The following is a 26,532-nucleotide window of genomic DNA, read 5'->3' as shown; positions in this document are numbered from 1 at the left end:
TTGATCCGGCAGGACCTTCGCAGGGCATGGTTAACAAATTGCAAATTGTGTCTAGATATTTCCGGGGACCGGATCAGGCGCGCTTCCGTGCCACGATGCGGTGAATGATCCTGCCGGACGAGGCGCTGACGACCTCGGCGTCGAGCAGCAATTCGGCCGCCGCGAGTTCAGTCCGCACCAGCGCAGTATCGAACGCCGCGTAGAGCCGGCCGTGCGCATCGCGCGCGTCGTCGCCTATGGTCACGCGCCAGCTCAGATAGAAGATACCGCCGGGCTTCACGAGCTCGAACATGCGGCGCACCGACGGTGCGATCAGCGCGGGGTCGAGATGCATGATCACGGTTTCGCACAGCACATTGTCGAAACTGTTGGCGGCGATGCCGGATAGTGCGGGCAGTTCGGCTTGCCTAAAGCGCAGCGCCGGATAGCGGGTGCGGGCTTCTGCGAGCAGGCCCTCGGAGGCGTCAAAACCTTCGGCCGGGAAGCCACTAGCATTGAGCCAGGCCACCTCGCGGCCGCTGCCGCAGCCGATATCGGCGGTCGCGCCGCCCTTGATGAAGAATTGCCCGACGACCTCCTGCAGATCGCGAGGGGTCGGCTGATCGTGCCAGTCCTGCGCGAACGCCGCCGCTTCCTTGTCGTAAGCGGCGAGCGTTGCGCGGTCCATCGATCAGCCTTCGATCCGGGAGAAATCCGCCACCGCACGGGTCGCTGCACGGATCTCGTTGAGCAGCTTCAGGCGGTTCTCGCGCACCTTCGGGTCATCGTCGTTGACCTTGACCTTGTCGAAGAACGCGTCGACCGCCGGACGCAGCTTGGCCATCGCGGACATAGCGGCGGCGAAGTCTTCCTTGGCGACGGCGGCGGAGGCCTCAGCCTTCACCTGCTCGATCGCCGCAGCCAGCGCCTTTTCTTCGTCGAGCTTGTAGAGCGCAGCATCGGGCGCGCCATCGAAGGCCCGCTTGTCCTTCTTTTCCTCGATGCTGAGGATGTTGCTGGCGCGTTTTGTGCCTGCAAGCAGATTCTTGCCATCGTCGCTGTCGAGGAATTTGCCGAGCGCCTCGACGCGGCGGACGACGAGCAGCAGGTCATCCTGGCCACCGAGCGAGAACACGGCGTCGACGAGATCGTGCCGCGCGCCCTGCTCGCGTAGTTGCACCTTCAGGCGATCGGCGAAGAAGGCGAGCAGATCGTTCGGCAACGTTTCCGCATCGGCCTTGACCGACAGTCCCAGCAACGCGGATTTGGCCGCCTTCAGGATCGGCAGGCGCAACGTGTTCTCGACAATCAACCTGATCGCGCCGAGCGCGGCGCGACGCAGCGCGTACGGGTCCTTCGATCCGGTCGGCTTCTCATCGATCGCCCAGAACCCGGACAGCGTGTCGAGCTTGTCAGCCAGCGCCACCGCGACGCTCACCGGATCGGTCGGCACGCGATCGGTCGGGCCCTGCGGCTTCCAGTGTTCCTCGCTCGCGGCGGCGACCGAGGCATCCTCGCCCTGCGCCAGCGCATAGTACTTGCCCATCAGGCCCTGCAACTCGGGGAATTCGCCGACCACTTCGGTCAGCAAATCCGCCTTCGCGAGGCGCGCGGCGCGCTTGGTCTTCTCGACGTCGGCGCTGACCAGCGGCGCGATCTCGGCGGCCAACCGCTCGATCCGCTTGATCCGCGCAGCCTGGGTGCCGAGCTTCTCATGGAACACGATCTGTTCGAATTTCGGCAGCCGGTCTTCCAGCTTGGTCTTGAGGTCGGTCTCGTAGAAGAACTTCGCATCCGACAGCCGCGGACGGATCACGCGCTCATTGCCGGCGACGATGGTCTTGCCGCCGTCGGGCGCCTCGATGTTGGCGGTCAGCACGAACTTGTTGGTCAGCTTGCCCGTCTTGGGATCCCTGACCACGAAGCACTTCTGGTTGTTGCGGATGGTGGCGCGGATCACCTCGTCCGGGATGACCAAGAATTCCTTCTCGAACGATCCCATCATCACGACAGGCCATTCGACCAGGCCGGAGACCTCGTCGACGAGCACCTGGTCCTCGACCAGTTCGAGGCCCTGCGCGAACGCCAGTTCCTTGGCGTCCTCGACGATGATGTCCTTGCGCGCCTGCGGATCGAGGATGACTTTCGCGGCCTTCAGCTTGGCCTCGTAATCCTCGAAGCGGCGCACCGAGATCGCGCCCGGCGCCATGAAGCGGTGACCATAGGTGGTCTGCCCGGCCTCGATGCCGTCGACCGAGAATTTCACGACATCGGGCTCCTCGGTCTCCAGACCGAAGGTCGCAATGATCGAGTGCAGCGGCCGCACCCAGGTGAGCGCGCCCGACTTGGCCGAGCGTTCGCCCCAACGCATCGACTTGGGCCACGGGAAGGTGCGGATGATGACCGGCAGGATTTCCGCGATGACGTCGATCGCGGGGCGGCCGGGCTTTTCGATCAGCGCGATGTAGAAATCGCCCTTCGCATCCTTCTGGATCTTCGCTTCGTCCAGCGAATTGAGACCCGTCGCTTTCAGAAAGCCCTGCACCGCCGCATCGGGCGCGCCGATCTTCGGGCCGCGACGTTCGGTCTTCAGGTCGGGCTGGCGCGCGGGAATGCCGTGCACGGTGAGCGCAAGACGGCGCGGGGTCGCGAACGCCTTGGCGCCTTCATAGACGAGGCCCTCGGCGACCAGCTTGTCGGTCACCATGCGGCGCAGATCGTCCGCCGCCTTGGCCTGCATGCGCGCGGGGATTTCTTCGGAGAACAGTTCGAGGAGAAGATCGGGCATCAGACCGCCCTGCCCGTTTCAGTGTGGATCCAAGCCTCGCCGCAGGCCTTCGCCAGATCGCGCACGCGCCCGATATAGCTCTGCCGCTCCGTCACCGAGATGACGCCGCGGGCGTCGAGCAGGTTGAACACGTGGCTCGCCTTTATGCACTGGTCGTAGGCCGGCAAGGCCATCAGATGTTCCTTGTGATTGCTCCCCTCGCGCCAGCCGGCGGCGAGATATTTGCGGCAGGCCGCTTCCGCCATCTTGAACTGCTCGAACAGCATCGCGGTGTCGGCATATTCGAAATTGTGCCGTGAATATTCCTGCTCGGCTTGCAGGAAGACGTCGCCATAGGTGACCTTCGCGGCACCCTCGCGGCCGTTAAAGTTGAGGTCGTAGACCCGGTCGACGCCCTGCACATACATCGCGAGCCGCTCGAGCCCATAGGTCAGTTCGCCCGCGACCGGCGCGCATTCGACGCCGGCAACCTGCTGGAAGTAGGTGAACTGCGAGACTTCCATGCCGTCGCACCAGCATTCCCACCCGAGACCCCAGGCGCCGAGCGTCGGGCTCTCCCAATCGTCCTCGACGAAGCGGATGTCGTGGATCGCCGAATCGATCCCGATCGCGGCCAGCGACTTCAGGTAGAGCTCCTGAAGGTTCGGCGGCGACGGCTTCATGATCACCTGGAACTGGTAGTAGTGCTGCATCCGGTTGGGATTTTCGCCGTAGCGGCCGTCCTTCGGCCGCCGCGAGGGCTGCACATAGGCCGCATTCCAGGGCTTTGGCCCCAGCGCGCGCAGCGTGGTCGCGGGATGGAAGGTGCCGGCGCCCATTTCCATGTCGTAGGGCTGCAGGATGACGCAACCCTGCTCGGCCCAGAACCGCTGGAGAGCCAGGATGAAGCCCTGGAACGAACGTTCCGGGCGCATGTGGTCAGGCAGGGCGTCCATCGTTGGAATCGATCTCGCGAGGGGGTGTGAAACGCGCGGGACCGTATCGGCGGCGGCCAATGGAATCAAGGCGATGGGGGATGTTTCTGTCACCTCGCCCCGCTTGCGGGGAGAGGTCGAAATTCGCGCGCAGCGCGGATTTCGGGTGAGGGGGACTCTCCGCGAACTCTCGTCTTTCGAGTTTGCGGAAGCAGCCCCTCACCCCGGCCCTCTCCCCGCAAGAGCGGGGCGAGGGAGAACAAGCGCTAGCCCGGGCGGTAGGCCCCGGTCACGGGGTCGCGGCGCAGGGTCTTGATTTCGCTGGCACGCGTGGTCTCGGCCACGCGGGACAAGCGCGCCTCTTCCAGTTCCTGGTTGATCCGGACGGCCGTCTTGTATGCCCAGCGGACCACGGCCAAGCCACCCAGGACGCCTGCGAATGCAATCAGCGGCGGCATCGGTCGATCCTTGTCGTTCACGTCTGTCAGGCCCCCAATGGCAGGCATTCTCGCGCAACCAAGGCTGCGCCGCAATCGCGGTTTTAGGGCTAAATGGCGCGCTCACATCCCCGTGTTCAGAGCCCGAATCTGGCCCAAATCGCCCGTGTTTCCAATGCCGAGATCAGGTCGTCCGGCAACCCGGCCAAGCCATCCAGCGCGGCCAGCGATCCCGCCCCCGGCGCCCTGCGGCCGAGCAGGCCCGACAGCAGGCCGCTCGCCGGCGCGATCACCGGGGTCAGCACCTTCTCGCCATAGCGGGCCCGCAAGACCGAGCGGAGATCGCCGATGCTATCGGCAAGCCCGAGACCGATCGCAGTCTCGCCCGCCCAGTATTCACCGGTGAACAGCACGTCGTCGGCGCCCTTCAGGCGGCTGCCCCGGCTCTGCTTCACCAGGTTGATGAAGGTTGCATGAATCTCGCGCTGGATCGTCTTCAGCCGGGCGACGTCGTCAGGGTTTTCGGGGAGGAACGGATCGAGCATCGCCTTGTGGCTGCCGGCCGTATACAGCCGCCGCTCGACCCCGATCTTCTTGATCGCCTCCTGGAAACCGAAGCTGCCGCCGACCACGCCGATCGAGCCGAGGATCGAGGACGGATCGCAATAGATCTCATCGCCCGCGCAGGCGATCATGTAGCCGCCGGACGCCGCGACATCTTCGGCGAACACCAGCACCGGCAGCTTCTTCTCGGCCGCCAATTGCCGGATGCGCAGATAGATCTGCCGCGACTGCACCGGCGAGCCGCCCGGCGAATTGATCACCAGCGCAACCGCCTTGGCATTACGCGTGCCAAAGGCGCGCTCCAGCATCTTGGCAACGCCGGAGAGCGTCATGCCGGGCCGCAGCGGCGTCACCGCGCCGATCACACCCGACAGCCGCACGACAGGCACCACCGCCGTGCCGCGCCGGAAACGTGCCGGCAACATTCCCTGCACGCGTTCGAGCAGTCCCGAACGTCCTCCGGAATGGCCGTGGCGATCACTTATTTGTTCACTCATGCCGTTACCTCGAATTAACCACTTTTTATCACGCCACTGTCATTGGATTCCGTGGAACGCGTTTTGCATTTTGTCATTGGGGTTGCAATTCGCGGCGGAGAGGGACTCATGAAGATCTATCTGCTGATTTTGCTGATCGGTACGCTCCTGACGGCGATCCGGTTCACGTCGACGCCGGAACGCCAGTCGGAAACGGCTTCGCAGTAATTTAGTGCCCGTACGACGCGGGCGGCGCTCTGCCCGCTAAAGCGCAACGCTTTAGCTTCTTGTTTGAGCATGATCTTTTCGGAAAACCGCTGCGCACTTTTCCGGATCATGCTTTAGCGCCGCGCCAGCGGCAATTCCCCCTTTCCAGCCAAGATCTCCTCCACCCATTTGTTGGGCACACCTGACTCTTCCTTGAGCAGCAGCGCGGCATGCAGCCGGATCGGCGCCCGGCCACCCTTGGTGGCTCGCACCAGGATTCGGATCGCAGGCGACGCCCCTTCACCGTGAACGGGCAAAATCTCGAGGCTGCCGAAGCCGCGCTCCAGCGCAGCCAGCACCTCGGCAATCCCGTCCGCCCGCCAGATCATCGCCAACTGCCCGTTCGACTTCAGGATCCGCCGCGCCGCATGAACCCAGGCGGCAAGCGTGGTCGCGGTCGCGACATGGGCGCGCTGGCGCACGGCGTCCGGCGAGGCGCGGTGCCTGGCGGAATCGTTGAACGGCGGGTTCATCAGCACGACGTCGGCGCTGTCAGGCGTGAGGCCTGCTTCGTCGAAGCCTGCGGCACTGGCCTCGACATCGAGCACGATTACCTCGGCCTTGATCGCATTGGCACCGGCGTTATTCCGCGCCAGCTCGGCCAATCCAGGGTCGATCTCGACCAGGACCAGATCGATCCCCCTCACCCGCCGCGCCACCGCAAGCCCGGCCGCACCGACGCCGGCACCGAGATCGACGACGCGCTCACCAGGGCGGGCCGGCGTCGCCGCGGCGAGCAGGATCGCGTCATGGCCGGCCCGATGGCCGCTGCGGGGCTGCCGCAGCCGCAATTGTCCGCCGAGGAATCCGTCCTCGGTGATCTCAAGGGCTGGAGACTCCTTTTTTGACGCGTTTTCTTCACGCGAACCGGAGCCCACTTCGCTTGAAAACGCTCTAGTCATCGGCCCGCAATTCATGGCCGAGGCCGGCATCGGTCAGCAGCTGGCGGGCCTCATCCTTGTCGTCCTCATGCACCAGGATCCGCCGCGGCAGCACGCCGAGCGAGCCCTCGATGATGCTCATGTTCTGGTCCAGCACCAGATGATGGATGTTAGCGCTGTCGAGCAGCGCGCCGATGGCGGAGACCAGCACCATGTCATTGGTCCGAACCAATTCCCGCAAAATACGCTCTCCTGTTGCCCCGGCTGTGCGGCCAATGCGTCACATGTCAACAACTTCGTGCCCTTGCCGCTGCACCGCGCAGTTTCTATTGTTATAGCTGAGCATAGTGCGTATTCGGCAAAATTGGAGACCAGCGTGGCGGTTATTGTACCCTTCGAAAGCCCGTCCAATGCTTCGATCGACGGGCTGGTGGGACTTGTCGCCGCCGACATGGAGCGCGTCAACGCGACGATCCTTTCGCGGACCGGCTCCGAGGTCACCATGATCCCGGAGGTCGCCAACCATCTGATCTCCTCCGGGGGAAAACGGCTGCGCCCGATGCTGACCTTGGCGATGGCCCAGCTCGCCGACTACAGCGGCGACGGCCATATCAAGCTCGCCGCCGCGGTCGAATTCATGCACACCGCGACCCTGCTGCATGACGACGTGGTCGACGAGAGCGAGCTGCGCCGCGGCAAATTGTCCGCGCGGATGCTGTGGGGCAACGAGGCCAGCGTGCTGGTCGGCGACTTCCTGCTCGGCCAAGCGTTCCGGATGATGGTCGAGGTCGGCTCGCTGCGCGCGCTCGATATCCTCTCCGCGGCCGCCGCCACCATCGCCGAGGGCGAGGTGATGCAGCTTGCCGCCGCCAAGAACACCGCGACCACCGAGGACGAATATCTCGCCGTGATCCGCGGCAAGACCGCCGAGCTGTTCGCAGCCGCCTGCGAGGTCGGCCCTGTCATCGCCAACCGGCCGAAGGCCGAGCAGACCGCGTGCCGCTCGGTCGGCATGAATCTCGGCATCGCGTTCCAGCTCGTCGACGACGTGCTCGACTATGGCGGCAAGTCCGCCAAGCTCGGCAAGAATGTCGGCGACGATTTCCGCGAAGGCAAGATCACGCTGCCCGTCGTGCTGGCCTTCCGCAGGGGCAACGACACCGAGCGCCAGTTCTGGATCCGCGCGCTGGAGCGCGGCGAGATCGGATCGGCCGATCTCGACCACGCCATCGGGCTGATGACCAAGCATCGCGCGCTGGAAGACACCATCAGCCGCGCCCAGCATTACGGCGCGATGGCCGTCGACGCGCTGGCGCTGTTCCCGTCGTCACCGATGAAGACGGCGCTGGAACAGGTCGTCGCGTTCTGCCTGGCAAGATCGCATTAGGCTGTTAGGTACTCACTAGCACCACAAAACGGGTGTCGTCCCGGCGAAGGCCGGGACCCATACTCCGCGGCGGGTGTGGTGAACACGACTCGTCATTCCGGCATCGCGCAACAATGAGTATCGGTGGTTATGGGTCCCGGCCTTCGCCGGGACGACGGAGAGTTTGTGGCGTCGTCGGGCAACTCAGATCTAACACCCCGCTCCCTCAAACCGCGTCACCCTGCGCACGCAACACCCGTTGCGACATTGCCTCGTCGAACTCCCCGCAGAGCTTCGCGGTGACGACGGTCGCGACCGCGTTGCCGATCACGTTGGTGGTTGCGACCGCGATCGACATGAAGCGATAGACGCCGAACAGCACCGCCAGTCCTTCGAGCGGCAACACGCCGGTCGCGGTCACCGTCGCCGCGAACACCACGAAGGTGCCGCCCGAGACCGTCGCGGCGCCCTTCGAGGTGATCAGCATCAGCGCGAGAATGCCGAGTTGCTGGCTGAAGCCCAGCGGCACGTTGTAGGCATTGGCCAGGAACAGCACGCCCATCGCCATGTAGATCGACGTGCCGTCGAGATTGAACGCATAGCCGGTCGGCAGCACCAGGCCGGCGCATTGCCGCGAACAACCGAGCTGCGGCAGCTTTTCGAGCAGACGCGGCAGCACGCTTTCCGACGACGCCGTGCCGAGCACGATGAAAATCTCGTCCCTGATGTAGCGCAGGAAACGGAACAGGTTGATCCCGAACAGCGCGCAGACCGTTCCGAGCACGATGACGATGAACAGCGCCACCACGGCGTAGAAGCTGAGCACGAGATAGATCAGCGACAACAGCACCGCCGTCCCGCTCGATCCCACCGCAAAGGCGACGGCGCCGAAGGTGCCGATCGGCGCGAACGACATGATGATGTGGATGAACTCGAACAGCACCTCGGATATCCGGTTCAGCCCGGTCTCGATCGGCTGGCGCTTGTCCGCCTTCAGGCGCAGCAGCGCGGCGCCGAAGATGATGGCGATGGCGAGCACCTGCAGCAGCTCGCCGCGGGTGAAGGCGCCGAGGAAATTGTCCGGGAAGATGTTGAGGATGAAATCGAGCGCACCTTGCGGCTTTCCCGGTGCCGCCGGCGGCTTCACGCCGGCTGTGGCCGTCGCGGTCGCGATGCCCTTGCCGAGGCCGAGCAGATTGCCGGCGAGCAGCCCGAAAGCCAGCGCGATGGTCGAGACGATCTCGAAATAGATCATCGCGACCAGGCCGACCTTGCCGACCCGCTTGAAGTCGCCCGCCGACACGATGCCCGCGGCGACGCACAGGAACACCAGCGGCGCCACCGCGGTCTTGATCAGACGCAGGAAGATGTCGCCGAGGACCTTGAGCTCGATCGCCCAAGACGGAAACAGGAAACCCACGGCCGCGCCGAGGATCATGGCAATGATGACCTGGAAGCCGAGATTCTTCCAAAGCGGATTCTTCGAAGTCGGCGCAGGCGCTGACGTCTGGAGTCCAAGCGAGGCGGCAGTCGTAGACATGGGGTTTCCTCCGAATGCGCGTTGGTCGCGTCTCTTGATGGGCAGGCGATACGAGGTGACGCGCTAGCGCGCCACGCTCGCCAGCACGCGATCGACCATCTCGGGCGCGAGGCCGAGATAGTTGCGCGGCGCGGTCAGGCGCTCGATCGTCGCCCGGTCGATGCGCGAGGCGATCTTCGGATCGGCCGCGAGCGCGTCCGCAAGCGAGATGTGCTGCTCATTGGCGCGGCGGCAGGCGTCGTAAACGACGTCGTGGGCGTCCTGGCGCCCGAGCTGCGGCGCGAGGCCCATCATCACGGCTTCCGCCACGATCAGGCCGCGGCTGATGTCGAGATTGGTCGCCATCCGCGCCTCGTCGACGATCAGGCCGCTGAGGGCGAATTTAGCCTGATGCAGGGCGCCGGCGGTCAGAACGAAGCTCTCGGGGATCGCCATCCATTCGGCATGCCACGGTCCGGTGGCACGCTCGAAATCCTGGATCGTCGCATCGAGCATCAGACCGGCGTGCTGGCGCACGCCCTTGGCGGCGGCCAGCATCAGCTCCGACGAGATCGGATTGCGCTTCTGCGGCATTGTGGAGGATGCCCCGCGGCCCTTCACGAAGGGCTCGTAGACCTCGGCGAATTCGGTCGAGGCCATGATCATGATGTCGAGCGCGATCTTGCCGAGCGAGCCGGTCACGAGGGCGAAGAAGTTCACGACTTCCGCGAGTCCGTCGCGCGCTACGTGCCAGGTGGACACCGGCACTCCGAGCCCGAGCTCGTCGCAGAGCGCCTGCTGGACCTCGAGACCCTTGCCGCCCAGCGAGGCCAGCGTGCCGGCAGCGCCGGCGAACTGGCCGACCAGCACGCGTGGCTTCAATTGCGCGAGCCGTTCGGCGTGGCGATCGAACATCGCAAGCCAGATCGCGCATTTGTAGCCGAAGGTGACCGGCAGCGCCTGTTGCAGATGGGTGCGACCGGCCATCGGCGTGTCGCGATGCCGCTTCGACAGGTCCGCGAGAATTTTGCGCAGCTCCGAGATGTCCTGCTCGATGATCTCAAGGCCGTCGCGGACCTGCAGCATCACGGCGCTGTCCATGATGTCCTGCGTGGTCGCGCCCCAGTGCACGAAGCGGCCGGCGTCGCCGCATTGCTTCGCCATCTGATGCACCAGCGGCAGGATCGGATAGCCGACGATGTCGGTTTCCTGGTGCAGTAGGTCGAAATCCAGCGCCGCGACATCGGTCCGTTTGGCGATCTCGTCGGCAGCATCGGAGGGAATGACGCCGCAGCGCGCCTCGGCCTTGGCCAGCGCGATCTCGACCTCGGCGTAGCGGGAGATCAGCGAATAGTCGGAGAAGATCTCGCGCATGGCCGGCGTACCGAAGGCGTCACGAAACAGGATCGAGTCGAGAACCGTCGTGGCGGTCGGAACGGTGGCGCGCATGGAGAACCTCCCAAGGTTATGGCCGGCATTTTTATGTCCGGACATAATCCTTGTATTTTATGTCCGGACATAATGTCAAGCCGGTGCTACGCTCGGCCGTCAGATTCGGCCCGAGGGAACGTTCCGGAATGGGTGAGACCCGATACGCGCAGGTGGCGCGCGATCTCGCGGAAGGCATTGGAAACGGGAGGTTTCCGGTGGGTTCGATGCTGCCGAAGGAGCTCGAGCTCTGCGAGCAATACGGCGCCAGCCGGCACACCGTGCGGGCCGCGATCCGGGAGTTGCAGGACCTCGGACTGGTGTCGCGCAAGAAGAAGGCCGGGACCAGGGTCGAGGCGGCGTCGCCGTCGCGCGGCTACCACCAATCGCTGGCCTCGGTCGAGGACCTCGTCCAGTTCGGCATCGAACACACCCGCGTGGTCCAGGAGATCAGGGATATCGTTGCCGACAAGGAATTGGCGCGTGAGCTCGGTTGCGCGGCCGGCAGCAAATGGCTGCGCATCTCCAGCCTGCGCATGAGCGCGTCGTCGGGCTCCACGCCGATCGGCTGGACCGACGTCTATGTCGATCCCGCCTATGCCGAGCTGCGTGACATCGTGCGCGACAATCCGCGCGCGCTGATCAGCGACCTGATCGAGCAGCGCTACGGCCGGCGCATCGCCGAAATCCGCCAGGACGTGCAGGCTGTGCCGCTGACCCCGGCGATGGCAAAGGCACTGGGGGAGACCTCAGGCGCCGCAGCGCTGCGCATCGTCAGGCGCTATCTGGATCAGGCCGGCGACACCGTCGAAATATCCGCGACCGTGCATCCAGCGGACCGCTTCACGTTCTCGATGCGGCTGCGCCGCGACCGCTCGGCGTGAAAGCGGCGGTAGGCACTCACGCGCACCATAGACAGTGTCGTCCCTGCCTGGTGCGCAATTGCGCACCAGGCAGGGACGACATCCAGTTTGCCGCAACCGTCATCCCAGGAATGACACGGCGGGCGCCCCCTACTCCTCCACGGGCACCCAGATCTCCAACCCACCATTGCCGGTGTTCTTGTCGAAGGTCTCGTCGTAGCGCTCGAAGTTCGGCGCGTCCGCAACCTTCATGCCGGATTGCGGCAGCCACCTGTTCCAGATCGTGTTGACGGTGCGGCGGATGGTCGAGATGTGGTCCTTGTGGGTGAACACCACGTATTTCTGCGCCGGGATCCGCACCCGCGCGAATTCGCGCGGCAGGTCGGAGAAATCGGCGACCTCGACACCGGCGATGTAGTCGAAATTGCCGGCGTCGTCGCCGTTGCAACAGACGCCATAGGCGCCGTTGCCGATCTGGCGAGGAATATGCGCGCATTGCTGGTGGAAGCCATGCCACTGGCTCGGAATGCCGGCAGTGCTGTCATTGGCGTGGTTGTAGCGCTCGCCGACACCCGCAACGAGGAAGGCCCTGCCGGTCGCAATGCGCGGCGGATCGAGATGATCGAGAGCGGTCGAGATCATGGTGATCGGCTCCTGCAGATCGAGCTTGGTCAGGCACGTCGTCGCGCGCACCGTCTCCGGCGTGACGCCGAAATGGTCGCGAAACGCGCGGGTGAACGCTTCGTGGGAGCCGTAATCCGCGTCCAGCGCCAGGCTGAGAATATCGGGCGCCCCGGCCGCGAGCTCACGTGCGGCCTCGCTGAGACGGCGCGCCCGCACGTAGCGCATCACCGAGAACCCGGTCGCCTCCGCGAACGCCCGCACCAGATGGAAGCGCGAGACCCCGGCGACGACAGCGATGTCGTCGAGCGTCAGCGACGTGTGGAGGTGGCTTTCGATGTACCAGAGCGCCTTCTGGGCTGGATTCATGGACGACGGCTTTCCTGCAAAGCTCGGGCATCATGCACGGCCGCCGCGCGCGGCGCTTGACAGTCCTTGCTGCGCAGCCGCGAAACCGTGATTTCGTTCGGCGGAAATTTATCCCAAAGCCGTTGCTGGCAACACCGTCCCAATCGTGCATACTCGCGGTTGCATCGATCCGACGGCTCATCAAGCTGCCCGAAAATCAAGACTGCACGAGCCGCGGCCAGCATGTCAGGGAGGACAAGGATGCACCACCACCGCTCGAGCTATGCCAACTGCGTCAAGTCTGCGGCGCTTGCGGCGCTGTTGACGATCGCCGTCGCAACCGCCGCCAGCGCCCAGAAGAAATACGACCCGGGCGCGACCGACACCGAGATCAAGGTCGGCAACATCATGCCCTATTCCGGCCCGGCCTCGGCCTACGCCACGATCGGCAAGACCGAAGCCGCCTATTTCAACAAGCTCAACAGCGAAGGCGGCATCAACGGCCGCAAGGTCAACTTCATCTCCTATGATGACGCCTACTCGCCGCCGAAGATGGTCGAGCAGGCTCGCAAGCTGGTCGAGAGCGACGAGGTGCTGTTGATCTTCAATCCGCTGGGCACGCCGGGCAACACGGCGATCCAGAAATACATGAACGCCAAGAAGGTGCCGCAGCTGTTCGTCTCCACCGGCGCCGCCAAGTGGAACGATCCGAAGAACTTTCCGTGGACCATGGGCTGGCAGCCGAGCTACCAGGTCGAGGCGCGCATCTATGCCAAATACATCCTCGATAAATATCCCGGCAAGACCATCGGCGTGCTCTACCAGAACGACGATTTCGGCAAGGACTATCTGATCGGCCTGCATGAAGGTCTGGGCGATGCGGCCAAGAAACTGATCGTCGTCGAATCCTCCTACGAGACCTCGTCGCCGACGGTGGATTCGCAGATCGTGCAGATCAAGGGCGCCAACCCCGACATCTTCGTCAACATCGCGACGCCGAAATTCGCGGCGCAAGCGATCAAGAAGGTTGCCGAGCTCGACTGGCATCCGGTCCAGTTCCTGACCAACGTCTCGGTCTCGATCGGCGGTGTGATAAAGCCCGCCGGCTATGAGGCGAGCCAGGACATCCTGTCGACCCAATATCTGAAGGACCCCGCGGATCACGAGTGGAAGAACGATCCCGCCATGAACGAGTGGCGCGCCTTCATGACCAAGTGGTATCCCGAGGGCGACCAGAACGACGCCTCGACCGTGTTCGGTTACGGCGTTGCAAAGGGGCTGGAGCAGGTGTTGCGGCAATGCGGCGACAACCTCACCCGCGAGAACCTGATGAAGCAGGCGGCAAGCCTCAATTTCGAGATCGGCATCTATCTGCCCGGCACCAAGATCAAGACCGGACCGGACGACTATGCACCGATCGAGCAGTTGCAGATGATGCGCTTCAAGGGCGAGAGCTGGGAGCGGTTCGGTCCCGTCATGAGCGGCGAGAAGAGCTCCTAAGGTCCACCGCCACAACTTTGGGCTTCATGATGCCCGGCAACGCGCCGGGCATCCACGTCTTCGACACGATTCACGCGCAAGATTTTCGCAAGCAAGATTTGCGATGGCCGGAACCCGGGCGATCAACCCGGCGCCGTACCGAGCCCAAAGTGGCCGGCCACCGCGACCCAAGGCACATCCTGCGATCGGAAGGACAACAACAATGAAAATCACCGACGTCCGCGCCCACCACATTCGCATTCCCTATGACGCAGGCCCCGCAAGTTTCCGCCAGGGCGCGTCTGCAATCTCCGCGCTCGACATGGTGCTGGTCGAGGTGTCGACCGATGCCGGCCTGACCGGCTGGGGCGATGCCTTCGCCTATGTCTGTCCGAAGACCAGTTGCACGGCGGTGGCCGAGATGATTGCGCCGCAGGCCCGCGGCCTCGAGGTGCCGGATGCGGCCAGGATCCCTGCCGTGATGGAGCAGATCCAGCGCAATCTGCATCTGTTCGGCCGCTACGGCATCACGATGTTTGCGATCTCCGCGCTCGACATCGCGCTGTGGGATCTCGCCGGCAAGGTGAAGGGCGTGCCGCTGCATCAATTGATCGGCGGCGCCAAGCGCAGCGCGATCCCGGCCTATGCAAGCCTGATGCGGATCGGCAATCCCACGCATATCGCCACCGAATGCAAGAAGGCGATCAAGCTCGGCTATGCCGCGATCAAGCTGCACGAGACCACCGTGCCGGCGGTATCAGCCGCGCGCGAGGCGATCGGCCCCGATGTGCCGCTGATGGTCGACATGAACTGCCCGCTGGACGGGCCGGCGGCGATCCAGTTCGCGCGCGACTGCAAGCAGGCCGCGCCGATGTTTCTGGAGGAGCCGGTCTGGCCGCCGGAAGATTTTGCCACGCTGGCGGAAGTACGCAGGGAGGGCCGGCTCGATATCGCGGCCGGCGAGAACGCCTGCACCGTGCATCAGTTTCGCCAGATGATGACCGCAGGCGCCGTCAGTCATGCGCAGCCATCCGTGATCAAGGTCGGCGGCGTCACCGAATTCCTCCGCGTCGCCGTGCTCGCCGACGAGTTCGGCGTCCAGGTCATTCCGCACTCGCCCTATTTCGGGCCAGGCTTCCTCGCCACGCTGCATCTGATGGCGATCCGCGATGCGGGCCTGATCGAAGTGTTCTTCATGAAGCGCCCCGCCTGCCTGTGGGGCGACCGCATCGCCGTCGACGCCAACGGCCACGTCGCCGTGCCGCAAGGCCCCGGGCTCGGCTATGAGCCGGATCGCGACGTGATGGAGAAATATCGGGTAGCGTGAGAAGTCGCCGCAGAACAGCTGTGCCCCCTCTCCCGCTTGCGGGCGAGGGCTGGGGTGGGGGTTTCGCCGCAAGCGACGCTCTTCGAATGGAGAGAGCCCCCACCCGTATCGCATCCAACGATGCGATACGCCTCCCCCGCAAGCGAGAGAGGCGAAGAAAACTCGCGGATAGAATTCTTCTACTTCGTGCCGTCCTTCGCCGCAGGCGCAGCATCCTTCGCCGGCGGCGCGTCGGCCTTCTTCTTCAGATCCTCGGTCAGCTTGGCCTGCGCCGCCTGCAAATCAGCGACGAGCTTTTGCAGATTTGCCGCCGCGTTCTGCAAGCTCGCGATCTGTCGGTTGGCGGCGTCGAGCTTCTGCTGATGATCTGTTGTGAGCTTGCTGATCGTCTTCTGCAGGAAATCGACGTTGCTCTGCAGGCAGCTGGTGCGCCGCTCCATGGTTTTCTCGACGGTGCAGATCTCGATGCCGGGAACGTCCTGCGCATGCGCGGTTCCGACCAGCGCGAGTACAAGCGGCACGAGCAAGACAAAGACAAAACGCGCAATCATCGGCATCCCCAATCACATGCGTCATTCACAGTTTTGTGCGCACGACGCTGAAAGCCCGGCAGACATACCACACTGAAACCGTATTCGAGCGGTGTGCTGCACTGATTACGGGGACTACTCGTGGGGACGGGGGCCTTCGGAACTTTGTTTGGTTCGACCCCTTTTGGCTCGACCTTGGGCAGTGGAGACAGATCGCATGGCAACGCGCGAAAAACGCTTGGCGCAATTCGATGGCAGTGGCGAGCCTTCGCCGGAACAACGCGTGGAAGTGCTTTGTGAGGATCACAGCGGGACGTATCAGCTGCCGTTCGCCTGCCGCTTCGTCGACGGCCAGTGGCGCAATGACGCGACAGGTGGCGCGCTGGAAGCCAACGTCATCGCCTGGCGGAAGCCACGCGAGAGGCAACCGGGCCTCGTCTGAGGCCGTGACGCGCCGTTCTTGCGCATGGTCCTTCGGGACCATGCATGCTGTTTCAAAACGCGACGCGCACGCGCTGCGCTTTAAGATTTGGAACGCGGATGGAACGAACCGCGTCCGAATCACTGATTGAGCGACGTACTCCGTTGTTCACGGCTAGATGTGGTCATCAGCCCAAGACGGCGCACCACATACAGAAGCATGACGATCGGCCGCAGCCAGCGGCCGACGACAAAGGTTAATTCCTCCGCAGACGACATTGCGATCCCTTTCCCTTACCTCGGCGATCATTTCCTTGGCGATCATTTCCACGGCGTGGTCGGCGGCACGGTCTCGGTCGCCGGCGGCACGTCCACGGTCTTGAAGTCGGCGGGGCTGACGATCTCGAGGTATTCCATGTCCTTCGAGTAATCGAACAGATAGTGGGTAATGCCGGGACGCTGATGGATGACGTCGCCGGCCTCGACCAGCGTCTCCTTGTCCTCGTACATGAAGCGGGCCCAGCCCTTGGTCATGATCACGATCTGAAAGTCGCACAGATGCTTGTGCCAACCGGTGCCCTCTTCCGGCGGCATGTCGGGATTGGCCCTGACCAGATGGCAGATCACCTGCCCGCTGGTGGCATCGGCGATGCCAAGGTCGCGATACAGGAAGAAGTCGCGCAGACCTCCGCCCTTGAACTCGGTGTCACCGGGTTTGACGTGGGAGAATTTGCTGACGACGGCGTGCTGGTTCATTTCAAGCCTCCACGGTTCTCGTGTTCGCGAGATCGCGGCGCGGCTCAGCGTCCAAATTTTCGGCAGCGTCGCATCGTCGCGGTCACAGCTTGATTGTTGCTATGCGAAATCCTTGCCAGCCCGGTTGGGCTGCGGCGATCGGTCTCGCGATGCGCGGTCACCACAACGGAAGCATTTGGCGCGAGGCGTGAATTTTGCGGTCAGCGCCGGTCGCGCAAGCCGGCAGCGCATCGCCGATGCCCGACGTCGGCGGCCCGTCCCTTGAGCAAAGCTTGCCTTGAGCTTGGGCCGCCGGCACAGGCAGGCCGGAGGCACGCTGCCTAATATTCGACCTCGAGCTCCTCGACGTCGGCGGGCTCGGCCTTCGCGGCCTCGACCCATTCCTGCATCTCGGGCATCGCCATGATGGTCTTGGCATAGGCCGCAAGGACGGGATCGAGCTTGACGTCATAGGTCATGAAGCGGGTCACCACCGGCGCATACATCGCGTCCGCCATGGTGCGGCGTTCGCCGAACAGGAACGGGCCGCCGGACTTGGCCAGGCAATCGCGCCAGATGGCGCAGACGCGGTCGATGTCGGCCTGCGCCCGCGACCAGATCTTGAAGCCGGGGAAATGCCCCTTGAGATTGACCGGCAGCGAGGACCGCAGCGTGGTGAAGCCGGAATGGATTTCGCCCGAGATCGAGCGGCAATGCGCGCGCTGGATGCGGTCCTCCGGCAGCAGCCCGGCATGCGGCATGATCTCGTTGAGGTACTCGCCGATCGCCAGCGTATCCCAGACGGTTGCGCCCTCGTGGCGCAGGCAGGGCACCAGGATCGACGACGACAGCAGCAGCAGCTCGGCCCGCGCCGAGGGGTCATCGGGTGCCGTGACCATCTCCTCGAACTCCAGCCCGGCGAATTTCGCCAGCAGCCAGCCGCGCAGCGACCAGGACGAGTAATTCTTGCTGCTGATGGTGAGCGTCGCCTTCGTCATATCGGTTTCCTCACGCCTGACCGCGTCCCTGGCTCCCGGACCCTGCGCAGCGGTCCAACCGCCGCGCGCTCGGGCAGCCGTTCGTTTTTGCAGCAAGCGACGTGCCAATTTGCCGAGCACCCGGCCCGCCTCTGGCCTCGATATTGCTTGGCAGACCGGGCCACCGGGTGGATGCGTATGATGTCAATGCTGTACCAGGCCTATCAGAACCATATGGACCTCACGGCGCCGTGGCGGACCGGCGCTGCAGCGGCGTTGCGCTATCTCAATCTGGTGCCGCGGGGCACCTCGCAGCGGACGTTCGGCCGGCTCGCCGCCGCGCTGGAGCTGATCTCCCGCTCCAGCCTGAGCTACGCCCGCCCCGACTACGCCATCGGCAGCGTGACCGTCGGCAACAGGGAATTGGAGGTGACCGAAGAGGTCGCCTATGCGACGCCGTTCGGCTCGCTGCTGCATTTCAAGAAGGTCGACGGTCCGGAGCAGCCGCGGCTCTTGCTGGTGGCGCCGATGTCCGGCCATTTCGCCACGCTGCTGCGCGGCACCGTGAAGACGCTGCTGCAGGACCACGACGTCTACATCACCGACTGGCACAATCCGCGCGACATCCCGCGCAGCAAGGGTCGCTTCGGGCTCGAGGATTATACCGACCATCTGATCGACTTCCTCGACCAGCTCGGCCCGCGCGCGCATATGGTGGCGATCTGCCAGCCCTCGGTCTCGGCACTGGCGGCGGCCGCGATCATGTCGGAGGACAACCATCCGGCGCGGCCGGCGTCGCTGACGCTGATGGCCGGACCGATCGACACACGGATCCTACCGACCAAGGTGAACGAGTTCGCCAAGAGCAAGCCGATCAAGTGGTTCGAGGACAATCTGATCAACTACGTGCCGATGCAGTGCAAGGGCGCGTTGCGTCAGGTCTATCCCGGCTTCGTGCAGCTCACGGCGTTCGTGTCGATGAACCTCGAGCGCCACATCAAGCAGCACATCGACCTCGCCGACCATCTCGCCAAGGGCGAGACCGCCAAGGCCGAGGTGATCAAGACCTTCTACGACGAATATTTCGCCGTGATGGATCTGCCGGCGGAATTCTACATCGAGACCGTGCGCGACGTGTTTCAGGAACATCTGTTGCCGCAGGGCATGCTGATGCATCGCGGCCGCCCGGTGAACCCGGCGGCGATCCGGCGCATGGGCCTGATGACGGTGGAAGGCGAGAAGGACGATATCTGCTCGATCGGGCAGACGCTCGCCGCGCAAGACCTCTGCACCGGCGTGCGCACCTATCGCAAGGTGCACCACATGCAGGCCGGCGTCGGCCATTACGGCGTGTTCTCCGGCAAGCGCTGGAACAACGAAATCTATCCGCTGCTGCGCGATTTCGTGCATGTGAATTCGTGACGGCGCAACGACACTCCTTCCCCCGTCATTGCGAGGAGCGAAGCGACGAAGCAATCCACCGTTCCGCAAATGCGGTGCGATGGATTGCTTCGCTTCGCTCGCAATGACGATCAATGGCTAGTCACGCATCCCCTCGCACAGTAGTCTCCCGGCCACGACGACCCCCGCGCCCTAAGAATCGTCCAGGGAGAAACTCCATGCGTTCCGCCACTGCCTTCCGTGCCCTCACGCTCGCCGTCATCGGCGCCCTCGCCTTCACGTCAGCTGCATCCGCCGCCGAGGTCCATGTCATGATCTCGGGCGGGCTGACGGCGGCCTACAAGGCACTGGTGCCGGAGTTCGAGCGCAAGACCGGGCACAAGGTGGTGACCGCCTTCGGGCCGTCGATGGGCACCACGACCAACGCCATTCCGGTGCGGCTGGAGCGCGGCGAGCCGGCGGATGTGCTGATCATGGTCGGCTATGCGCTCGGTGACCTGATCAAGCAGGGCAAGGTGGTGGCCGACAGCCGCGTCGACCTCGTGAAGTCGCCGATCGGCATCGCGGTCAAGGCAGGCGCGCCGAAGCCGGACATCAGTTCGGCCGACAGTGTCAAGCAGGCGCTGCTGACGGCCAAATCGGTCGCCTATTCCGACAGCGCCAGCGGCGTCTATGTCTCGACCGAGATGTTCGGCAAGCTCGGCATCGCCGACCAGATGAAGGACAAGGCACGGATGATCCCGGCGACCCCGGTCGGCGAGATCGTCGCCAAGGGCGAGGCCGAGATCGGCCTGCAGCAGATTTCCGAGCTGAAGCCGGTCACCGGCATCGACATCGTCGGCCCGCTGCCGGAGCCGTTGCAGAAGATCACGGTGTTCTCCGCCGGGATCGCGACGGTTTCAAAAGAGCCCGACGCCGGCAAGGCGCTGATCAGCTTCCTCGCCTCGCCGGACGCGCGCGATGCGCTGGTCAAGAGCGGGCTGGATCCGATTGCAGGCGGTGCGACGCATTAGTCGCGCGCACGCTCTCTCCCCGTCATCCTGAGGAGCGCGCAGCGCGTCTCGAAGGATGAATCGGCCACCAGCCGGGCCGTCGATCCTTCGAGACGCGCGTTCCGCTCTCCTCAGGATGACGGAGCCTAGATCTCTACCGCAAGTGATGCGCGCCGTAGGCCAGCAGCAGCACCACGACGAGCGCCAGCAGCAGCGTGGTCGACTTCCAGAACAGCACCGGGTTGCGCTCGATCAACGGGGTCGATGACGTGGTCAGATATTTGGCGTTGGGATTGCGCAGGTCGAACAGGAACTCGGAAAAGCTCTCGTAACGCTTGAGTGGATTGATGTGCACGGCGCGCTCCAGCGCGCCATCGACCCAACTCGGGACCTCGCGGCCGCCATGGGCGGCCGAATGGTAGACCAGCCGGTTGAAGTCGGAGCGCGTCCGAGCGCGCGCGATCCGTGCGCCGTAGGGCAAGCGGCCGGTCAGCATCTGATAGGTGACGACGCCGAGCGAGAACAGGTCAGAGCGCGCGCTGCCGCCCTCGCCGAGGAAATACTCCGGCGCGGTGTATTGCTGGGTGCCCAGAATGTCCTCGACGCCCGCCGGCGTCGCCTCGGCAACACCCGAGATCCGGGTCGAGCCGAAATCGATGATCTTCACCGTGCCGGTGCTGTCGATCATGATGTTGTCGGGCCTGACATCCTGATGCAGCATCTCCTTGCGGTGGAACGCGCGCAGCCCTTTTGCAATCTGTTCGGTGATATCGCGCACCGTCTCCAGCGCCGGCGCGGGATTGTCCGTCATCCACTGCGTCAGGGTCTGGCCGTCGATATATTCCATCGCGACGTAGAGGAAGTTGCGCTTGCGCTGCGGCAGAAACGGCTTCAGCACATGCGGGCTGTCGATCCTTCTAGCGACCCACTCCTCCATCACGAAGCGCTTCAGATAAGCCGGATCGTCGCGCAGGTCGATCGAGGGGATCTTGATCGTGACCGTGGTGCCGCTCTCCTCGTCGAGCGCGAGATAGATATGGCTGCGATGCGATGCATGCAGCTCACGCACGATGCGATAGCCGTCGAACAGCATCCGCGCGTCGAGCAGCGGCGGCAGCGGCAGCTCGGTCGGCTGGCCGAACACCTCGCTGGCATCGCCGTCGGGCAATTCGTCGATCCGGACGATCTGGACGGTGAGATTGTCCTCGCTGCCGTTGTCATAGGCCTGTTCGACGATCGACTTCGCTGTCGCGTCGAGATCGGCGGCGCCATCCCTGATCGACTTCGCCAGCTGGCGCGCCGGGACGTGCTCGTAGATGCCGTCGGTCACCAGCAGAAAAATATCGCCGCGCGCGAGCGCAAGATTCTGGTAGTCGATCTCGAGCTGCGGGTTCACGCCGAGCGCGCGGCCGAGATAGCTCTGCTGCGACGAGATCACGACGCGGTGGTCGTTGGTCAGCTGTTCGAGGCTGTTGCCGGCGACGCGGTAGATCCTGCTGTCACCGACATGGAACAGATGCGCCGTGGTCGAGCGGATTACCAAGGCGCTCAGGGTGCAGACGTAGCCCTTGTCCTTGTCGTAGGGGTTCTGGCTGCGCCTGGTCTGCGCGTGCAGCCAGGAGTTGGTCGCCTCCAGCACCCGCTGTGCCGAGGTCTTCACCGACCAGGATTCCGAAGTGCAATAGTAGTCGGTCAGGAAGCTCTTGACCGCGGACTCGGCGGCGACGCGGCCGACGCTGCTCGAGGAGATGCCGTCGGCGAGCACCACGGCGATGCCCTTGAGGCCGAGCAGCGGCTCGTCGGGGATCAAGACGCCGTGGAAATCCTGATTGGTGTCCTTGCGGCCCTGATCAGAGAATTGCCCGACCGATATGTTCAGCGCGCGCGGCATCGTCCGTCCCAAAAGCGAATGGGGCCCTCCATCAGAGGAGAGCCCCATCGGCCGGCAGGATCAAGCCGCGAGGCGCTGGCGCTTCGGCGCCGTCTTCACATGGGTGGTGTAGAGCGTCAGCCCGGTGAAGGCGAGACCACCGACCAGATTACCGAGCACGGTCGGGATCTCGTTCCAGACCAGGTAATCCACGATCGAAAACTTCGCGTGGAGCATCAGCCCGGACGGGAACAGGAACATGTTCACCACCGAATGCTCGAACACCATGTAGAAGAACACCATGATCGGCATCCACATCGCGATCACCTTGCCGGGCACCGTGGTCGAGATCATGGCACCGACGACGCCGGTCGAGACCATCCAGTTGCACAGCATGCCGCGGATGAACAGTGTTGCCATGCCGGCCGCGCCGTGCGCGGCGTAGCCGAGCGTCCGGCTCTCGCCGATATTGCCGATGGTCATGCCGACCTTGTCGGGCTCCTGCGTGAAGCCGAAAGTCGTGACGAAGGCCATCATGAACGCCACGGTGAGCGCACCGAGGAAGTTGCCGACGAACACCAGCCCCCAATTGCGCAGCACGCCGCCGAGCGTGACGCCGGGACGCTTGTCGAGCAGCGCCAGCGGTGACAGCACGAACACGCCGGTCAACAGATCGAAGCCCAACAGATAAAGCATGACGAAACCGGCCGGAAACAACAGCGCTCCAATCAGTGGCTGCCCCGTGTTCACGTTGATGGTCACGGCGAACCAGGCGCCGAGCGTGAGGATCGCGCCGGCCATGTAAGCGCGGATCACGGTGTCGCGCGTCGACATGAAGATCTTGGATTCGCCGGCGTCCACCATCTTGGTGACGAATTCGGACGGTGCGAGATAGGCCATTGGTAAATTCCCCTTGCGCAATTCGGCCGCGCCGGCTGCCTGCCGGAAGCGACGCGGGTTGATAGAAATGCTCGTTCGTCCGGGGAGATGGGGCTTGAACGATTGCTCGCGGCGCCCGGCCGGGCGCCTCGATCCCCTCGCCTGGGCCAGCACTGGCTTCGGCGATCCGGAGAACGGCAGTCGTCGTTGACTGAGACAAGCAAAAGCAATGGATATGCCAACCGGGGACGGGGGGCGACGGGCCAAAAATCCCCATTAATCCAATGATTTAAGTTACGGGCACGAGACCTAACCGGCGCATTGGCGCCGATTTATGCAACTTGCACAGATGCCGGGCGGACCAGGGCGCAGTCCGTCTTCCCGTCATCCAGAGGAGCGCCAACGGGTCCGCGCAGGCACGGCCCGATGACAGGCTCCGCGCGTCGCGAAGGATGCACGGCCACCGGCCGGGCCGTCGATCCTTCGAGGCTCGCTCCGCTCGCACCTCAGGATGTCGGGGAGAGAGGTCGGATAGATCGGACGTCGACTACTTCACTTCACCTCGGTCCGCACCGGCGTGTCCTTCAGCCCGTTGTTGTCATAGGCCTTGCGCAGCGTGCCGTTGGCGATCGCTTCCGTCATGAACTTGCCCACGAACGCTGCGGCGAGCGGATGGTTGAGCGGGACGGCGACCGCGGTGACGGTCTGCTTGAAGGTCTCGTCGAGAACGCGAGAGCCCGGGATCTTCTTCGCCATCGCCATAAGCTGGTCACGCGACAGCGCGAAGGCGTCGACCTCGCCATTCTCCAGCAGATGAAAAATCTCGTCATAGGTCTGATAGCCCGTGACCTTGGCATGCTTGAGATGGGCGATCGCGCCGCGCATCGTCGTGGTGTTGTTGACGGCGGCGACCTTGACGCCGTCCTGGTCGAGGGCGGCAAAGTTCGTGATCTTCGAACCCGGCCTGACGATGTAGGTGGCATCGGCGACCTCATAGATCGGCCCGAACGTCATCCTGGTTTCGCGCTCGGGATCTTTGGGCAGGAAGGTGACGTCCCAGGTGCTCTTCGCCGCCGCGTCGGTGATCTGGCCCGAATTCTGGTGCACGACATATTCGACGGGAACGCCGAGCTGCGCCGCCATCTCGCGGCCGAGATCGACGGGAACGCCGGCATAGCCATTGCCGGTTTTGGTCGACCAGAACGCGCCACCCGCCGGGCTGATCGCGATCGCGACCCGGAGCTTTCCGGTCGGCGCGATCTGGTCCTTCAAGGCGTCGGCATTGGCGGATGCGGTCATTGCAATCACTCCCAGAACGAGGCCGGCCAGACGCAGCAGTCGATACAACATCGGACGTCCTCCACGCCGGTCTTGCTGTCCGGCGGCGCGCAACAAACCGCACCGCGCGGCCTTGTGCAAGCGGCGGTTCTCGCAAGGGAGCTATCCGTATCGGCCTATTTCACCCGGATGGTGATCTTCTCGGAGACGACCGGCGGGTTGAAGGGATAATGCTTGGCGTCGCCCAGCACCAGTTGCAGGGTGTGCTTGCCGGGCGCGAGATCGAGCTGCGTCTCGGTCTGGCCCGCGCCGAAGTGCTGATGAGACTTGTCCGACGGAATCGGCTCATTAGGATTGAGCGGCTCATCGACATCGATCAGCAGATGGTGATGGCCGCTGTTCGGATAGTCGTCGCCGGCATGGGTGACGCCCATGTTGTGCAGCCCGAAGCGGCACACGAACGGGCCCTTGAGAACAGCGCCGTTGCGCGGCCAGATGAAATACAGTTTGGCATCCTTGCCCGCCGGCTTGTTTTGCGCGACGACGGGACCCGCGAGCAATGCCAGTGCCGCAGCGAGCATGATCAGGCGTGCACGTCTCATAGCCCCTCCTTGAAACCCGGCGATTGCGGATGACCGCTCAGGGAGACAGCGCAACCCGGAAACCGTGGGTCGGGTAGCGGACATTGGTATCGTAATTGTCGCGATTGGCCGGGCGCACATAGCGTGCGTCATTCTTCCAGGAGCCGGAGCGAATGACATGGGAGCCGCAGTCGCCTCCGGTCCAGACCGCACCGTCATCCGGCGCGCCCTGGTAATTCCTGTGCCAGCAATCCTCGACCCATTGATCGACCCCGCCGCCCATGTCGTAGAGACCGAACGGATTCGGCTTGAAGCTGCCGACCTTGACCGGCTGTTCCGCCGCGGCGTCGCCGCCGCAATCCTTGCAGCCGACGTGGCCCGTCTGCACCTGATCGCCCCACCAGTATTTCGATTGCGTTCCGCCGCGCGCCGCGTACTCCCATTCGGCTTCGCTCGGGAGCCGGTAGGCCTTCTTCGTCCGCTCGGCGAGCCAGGCGACATATTGCTTCGCATCGCTCCAGCTCACATTGGTGACCGGAACGTCGTCCTTGCCGCCGGCCGTGAAGCCGCAGGCCTTGGCCGCGGCGCAGGCATTCCACTCCCGCACGGTGACCGGGTATTTGCCCATCGCGAACGGCTTGACCGCCACCTTGCGGATCGGCCGCTCCGACGGGTCTTCATTGCTTCCCATCGAGAAGCTGCCGCCTTTGAGCGACACCATCTCGGGCTCCGGCAACTCCGCAGCGGGGCTCGCGGAAGGCGCGGGTTGCGGCGACGCTTGCTGCACCGGCGCCGCCGGGACCGGACTTGAACTCTGGCTTGGCGCCGGTGCCGGCTGCGGGACGGTAGGCGATGCCACCGGCGACGGCGGCGCCTTCGCCAATTCGACCTGCTTGCTGCGCGGTTGCGCAAGCAGGTACCACAGCACACCGCCCGCGATGATCGTAATCGCCAATCCAAGCAGCGTCAGCAGGATCGACTCGCGGCGCCGGCGTGTCCTCTGATAGGCAGCGGCGTCCGGCAGCACGCGGTAGACCCGGATCGGATCGGTGATGTTCTTCACCTTCTTGTCGCCGAGCGATTCGTAGCCGCAGACCATCTTGTGCTTGATCTGCTCGTAGATGCCGCCGGAGATGAAGACGTCACCCGGCGCTGCGATCCCCTCGAGCCGCGAGGCCACGTTGACGCCGTCGCCATAGATGTCGTCGGACTCGATGATGATGTCGCCGAGGTTGACGCCGATCCGGTACTCGATCCACTGATCCCGCGCGATCGCCGCGTTACGGCCGATCATGTTCTGCTGGATCACGATGCTGCATCGGACCGCCTCGACCGGGCTGTCGAACATCGCGATGAAGCCGTCGCCGGTGGTCTTGATCAGCTTGCCATGGTGCTCGGTGATGGTGGGCTCGATGAGATCACGCTCGGTCCGCTTGACGCGGGCATGGGTGCCCTCTTCATCGAGCTGCATCAGTCGGCTGTAGCCGGCGATGTCGCCGACGACGATCGCCGCCAGTCGCCGCGGCACGGCATCGCGGGGAGGCTGTGGCCGACCTGACTTGAAGTCGCGAATCTCTCCCATGGCGCTCCGGCTGCTCCACACATACGTGCT

At 64.2% G+C, this 26,532-nt stretch carries 25 protein-coding genes; 7 read left to right on the top strand and 18 right to left on the bottom strand.

The window, feature by feature from the left end:
• Positions 1–73 precede the first annotated feature (73 nt).
• The 7 genes from JQ616_RS32540 to JQ616_RS32510 all read right to left on the bottom strand — a co-directional run bounded on the left by JQ616_RS32540 (position 74) and on the right by JQ616_RS32510 (position 6,547).
• A complete protein-coding gene (locus tag JQ616_RS32540) occupies positions 74–667 on the bottom strand; it encodes a class I SAM-dependent methyltransferase (protein ID WP_212021922.1) in 594 nt (197 codons plus the stop codon).
• Between the two features lie 3 nt (positions 668–670).
• Entirely contained in the window at positions 671–2,767 is a 2,097-nt protein-coding gene (gene glyS, locus JQ616_RS32535; RefSeq protein WP_212021920.1) for a glycine--tRNA ligase subunit beta, read from the bottom strand.
• Positions 2,767–3,702: a glycine--tRNA ligase subunit alpha gene (locus tag JQ616_RS32530; protein WP_212021917.1), complete on the bottom strand. Its 936-nt coding sequence runs from the start codon at positions 3,700–3,702 to the stop codon at positions 2,767–2,769. The genes glyS and JQ616_RS32530 overlap by 1 nt, the downstream gene beginning before the upstream one ends.
• A 245-nt stretch (positions 3,703–3,947) precedes the next feature.
• A complete protein-coding gene (locus JQ616_RS32525; RefSeq protein ID WP_050403245.1) occupies positions 3,948–4,139 on the bottom strand; it encodes a hypothetical protein in 192 nt (63 codons plus the stop codon).
• A 116-nt stretch (positions 4,140–4,255) separates the two neighbouring features.
• Positions 4,256–5,179, bottom strand: a complete 924-nt coding sequence (locus JQ616_RS32520) for a S49 family peptidase (protein ID WP_212021915.1) — start codon at positions 5,177–5,179, stop codon at positions 4,256–4,258.
• A 320-nt stretch (positions 5,180–5,499) separates the two neighbouring features.
• Entirely contained in the window at positions 5,500–6,357 is an 858-nt protein-coding gene (locus JQ616_RS32515) for a tRNA1(Val) (adenine(37)-N6)-methyltransferase (RefSeq protein ID WP_249137551.1), read from the bottom strand.
• Positions 6,320–6,547, bottom strand: a complete 228-nt coding sequence (locus JQ616_RS32510; protein ID WP_212021913.1) for a DUF2007 domain-containing protein — start codon at positions 6,545–6,547, stop codon at positions 6,320–6,322. The genes JQ616_RS32515 and JQ616_RS32510 overlap by 38 nt, the downstream gene beginning before the upstream one ends.
• Before the next feature lie 135 nt (positions 6,548–6,682).
• On the opposite strand from JQ616_RS32510, the gene JQ616_RS32505 reads away from it, so the two are divergent.
• Positions 6,683–7,693, top strand: a complete 1,011-nt coding sequence (locus JQ616_RS32505) for a polyprenyl synthetase family protein (RefSeq protein ID WP_097675303.1) — start codon at positions 6,683–6,685, stop codon at positions 7,691–7,693.
• Between the two features lie 205 nt (positions 7,694–7,898).
• Here JQ616_RS32505 and JQ616_RS32500 read toward each other — a convergent pair whose 3' ends face one another.
• A complete protein-coding gene (locus JQ616_RS32500) occupies positions 7,899–9,212 on the bottom strand; it encodes a cation:dicarboxylate symporter family transporter (RefSeq protein ID WP_212021911.1) in 1,314 nt (437 codons plus the stop codon).
• Positions 9,213–9,275: 63 nt separating this feature from the next.
• Positions 9,276–10,640 (bottom strand): class-II fumarase/aspartase family protein, encoded by a 1,365-nt coding sequence (locus tag JQ616_RS32495; RefSeq protein WP_212021909.1) that lies wholly within the window; start codon positions 10,638–10,640, stop codon positions 9,276–9,278.
• A gap of 128 nt (positions 10,641–10,768) precedes the next feature.
• Here JQ616_RS32495 and JQ616_RS32490 point away from each other — a divergent pair, with 128 nt between their 5' ends.
• Positions 10,769–11,503, top strand: coding sequence for a GntR family transcriptional regulator (locus tag JQ616_RS32490; RefSeq protein WP_212021908.1), 735 nt, complete (start codon positions 10,769–10,771; stop codon positions 11,501–11,503).
• 129 nt (positions 11,504–11,632) lie between these two features.
• On the opposite strand, the gene JQ616_RS32485 is transcribed toward JQ616_RS32490, so the two are convergent.
• Positions 11,633–12,472 carry an AraC family transcriptional regulator gene (locus JQ616_RS32485; RefSeq protein WP_212021906.1) on the bottom strand — a complete coding sequence of 280 codons (840 nt, stop codon included), beginning with the start codon at positions 12,470–12,472 and terminating at the stop codon, positions 11,633–11,635.
• 240 nt (positions 12,473–12,712) lie between these two features.
• Here JQ616_RS32485 and JQ616_RS32480 point away from each other — a divergent pair, with 240 nt between their 5' ends.
• Positions 12,713–13,951: an ABC transporter substrate-binding protein gene (locus JQ616_RS32480; RefSeq protein ID WP_212021904.1), complete on the top strand. Its 1,239-nt coding sequence runs from the start codon at positions 12,713–12,715 to the stop codon at positions 13,949–13,951.
• Between the two features lie 202 nt (positions 13,952–14,153).
• Positions 14,154–15,257 (top strand): mandelate racemase/muconate lactonizing enzyme family protein, encoded by a 1,104-nt coding sequence (locus JQ616_RS32475; protein ID WP_212021902.1) that lies wholly within the window; start codon positions 14,154–14,156, stop codon positions 15,255–15,257.
• Positions 15,258–15,436: 179 nt separating this feature from the next.
• Here the strand turns inward: JQ616_RS32475 and JQ616_RS32470 are convergent, their stop codons facing one another.
• On the bottom strand, positions 15,437–15,808 hold the full coding sequence (locus JQ616_RS32470; RefSeq protein ID WP_212021900.1) for a hypothetical protein: 372 nt from the start codon (positions 15,806–15,808) through the stop codon (positions 15,437–15,439).
• A 196-nt stretch (positions 15,809–16,004) separates the two neighbouring features.
• Between JQ616_RS32470 and JQ616_RS32465 the strand changes: the two genes are divergently transcribed.
• Positions 16,005–16,229, top strand: a complete 225-nt coding sequence (locus tag JQ616_RS32465) for a hypothetical protein (protein ID WP_212021899.1) — start codon at positions 16,005–16,007, stop codon at positions 16,227–16,229.
• A 299-nt stretch (positions 16,230–16,528) separates the two neighbouring features.
• On the opposite strand, the gene JQ616_RS32460 is transcribed toward JQ616_RS32465, so the two are convergent.
• Positions 16,529–16,963 carry a cupin domain-containing protein gene (locus tag JQ616_RS32460; RefSeq protein WP_212021898.1) on the bottom strand — a complete coding sequence of 145 codons (435 nt, stop codon included), beginning with the start codon at positions 16,961–16,963 and terminating at the stop codon, positions 16,529–16,531.
• 320 nt (positions 16,964–17,283) lie between these two features.
• The gene (locus tag JQ616_RS32455) at positions 17,284–17,940 is read right to left on the bottom strand and encodes a glutathione S-transferase (protein WP_212021897.1); all 657 of its coding nucleotides are present in this window, start codon (positions 17,938–17,940) and stop codon (positions 17,284–17,286) included.
• A 177-nt stretch (positions 17,941–18,117) separates the two neighbouring features.
• On the opposite strand from JQ616_RS32455, the gene JQ616_RS32450 reads away from it, so the two are divergent.
• Together JQ616_RS32450 and JQ616_RS32445 are read left to right on the top strand one after the other, a co-directional pair.
• The gene (locus tag JQ616_RS32450; RefSeq protein ID WP_212021896.1) at positions 18,118–19,341 is read left to right on the top strand and encodes a polyhydroxyalkanoate depolymerase; all 1,224 of its coding nucleotides are present in this window, start codon (positions 18,118–18,120) and stop codon (positions 19,339–19,341) included.
• 197 nt (positions 19,342–19,538) lie between these two features.
• Positions 19,539–20,333 carry a substrate-binding domain-containing protein gene (locus tag JQ616_RS32445; RefSeq protein WP_212021895.1) on the top strand — a complete coding sequence of 265 codons (795 nt, stop codon included), beginning with the start codon at positions 19,539–19,541 and terminating at the stop codon, positions 20,331–20,333.
• A 133-nt stretch (positions 20,334–20,466) separates the two neighbouring features.
• On the opposite strand, the gene JQ616_RS32440 is transcribed toward JQ616_RS32445, so the two are convergent.
• The 5 genes from JQ616_RS32440 to JQ616_RS32420 all read right to left on the bottom strand — a co-directional run bounded on the left by JQ616_RS32440 (position 20,467) and on the right by JQ616_RS32420 (position 26,502).
• A complete protein-coding gene (locus JQ616_RS32440; protein WP_212021894.1) occupies positions 20,467–22,203 on the bottom strand; it encodes a bifunctional protein-serine/threonine kinase/phosphatase in 1,737 nt (578 codons plus the stop codon).
• 60 nt (positions 22,204–22,263) lie between these two features.
• Positions 22,264–23,082: a formate/nitrite transporter family protein gene (locus JQ616_RS32435; protein WP_076865713.1), complete on the bottom strand. Its 819-nt coding sequence runs from the start codon at positions 23,080–23,082 to the stop codon at positions 22,264–22,266.
• Positions 23,083–23,613: 531 nt separating this feature from the next.
• Positions 23,614–24,411 carry a transporter substrate-binding domain-containing protein gene (locus JQ616_RS32430; protein WP_433996023.1) on the bottom strand — a complete coding sequence of 266 codons (798 nt, stop codon included), beginning with the start codon at positions 24,409–24,411 and terminating at the stop codon, positions 23,614–23,616.
• Positions 24,412–24,515: 104 nt separating this feature from the next.
• A complete protein-coding gene (locus tag JQ616_RS32425; RefSeq protein WP_212021893.1) occupies positions 24,516–24,941 on the bottom strand; it encodes a DUF4399 domain-containing protein in 426 nt (141 codons plus the stop codon).
• A gap of 37 nt (positions 24,942–24,978) precedes the next feature.
• Complete coding sequence (locus tag JQ616_RS32420) at positions 24,979–26,502, bottom strand: SUMF1/EgtB/PvdO family nonheme iron enzyme (protein ID WP_212021892.1); 1,524 nt, start codon at positions 26,500–26,502, stop codon at positions 24,979–24,981.
• Between the last annotated feature and the right edge of the window lie 30 nt (positions 26,503–26,532).

Source organism: Bradyrhizobium tropiciagri, from assembly GCF_018130545.1.
GTDB lineage: Bacteria > Pseudomonadota > Alphaproteobacteria > Rhizobiales > Xanthobacteraceae > Bradyrhizobium > Bradyrhizobium tropiciagri_A.
This window is presented reverse-complemented; position numbering and strand designations above follow the sequence as displayed.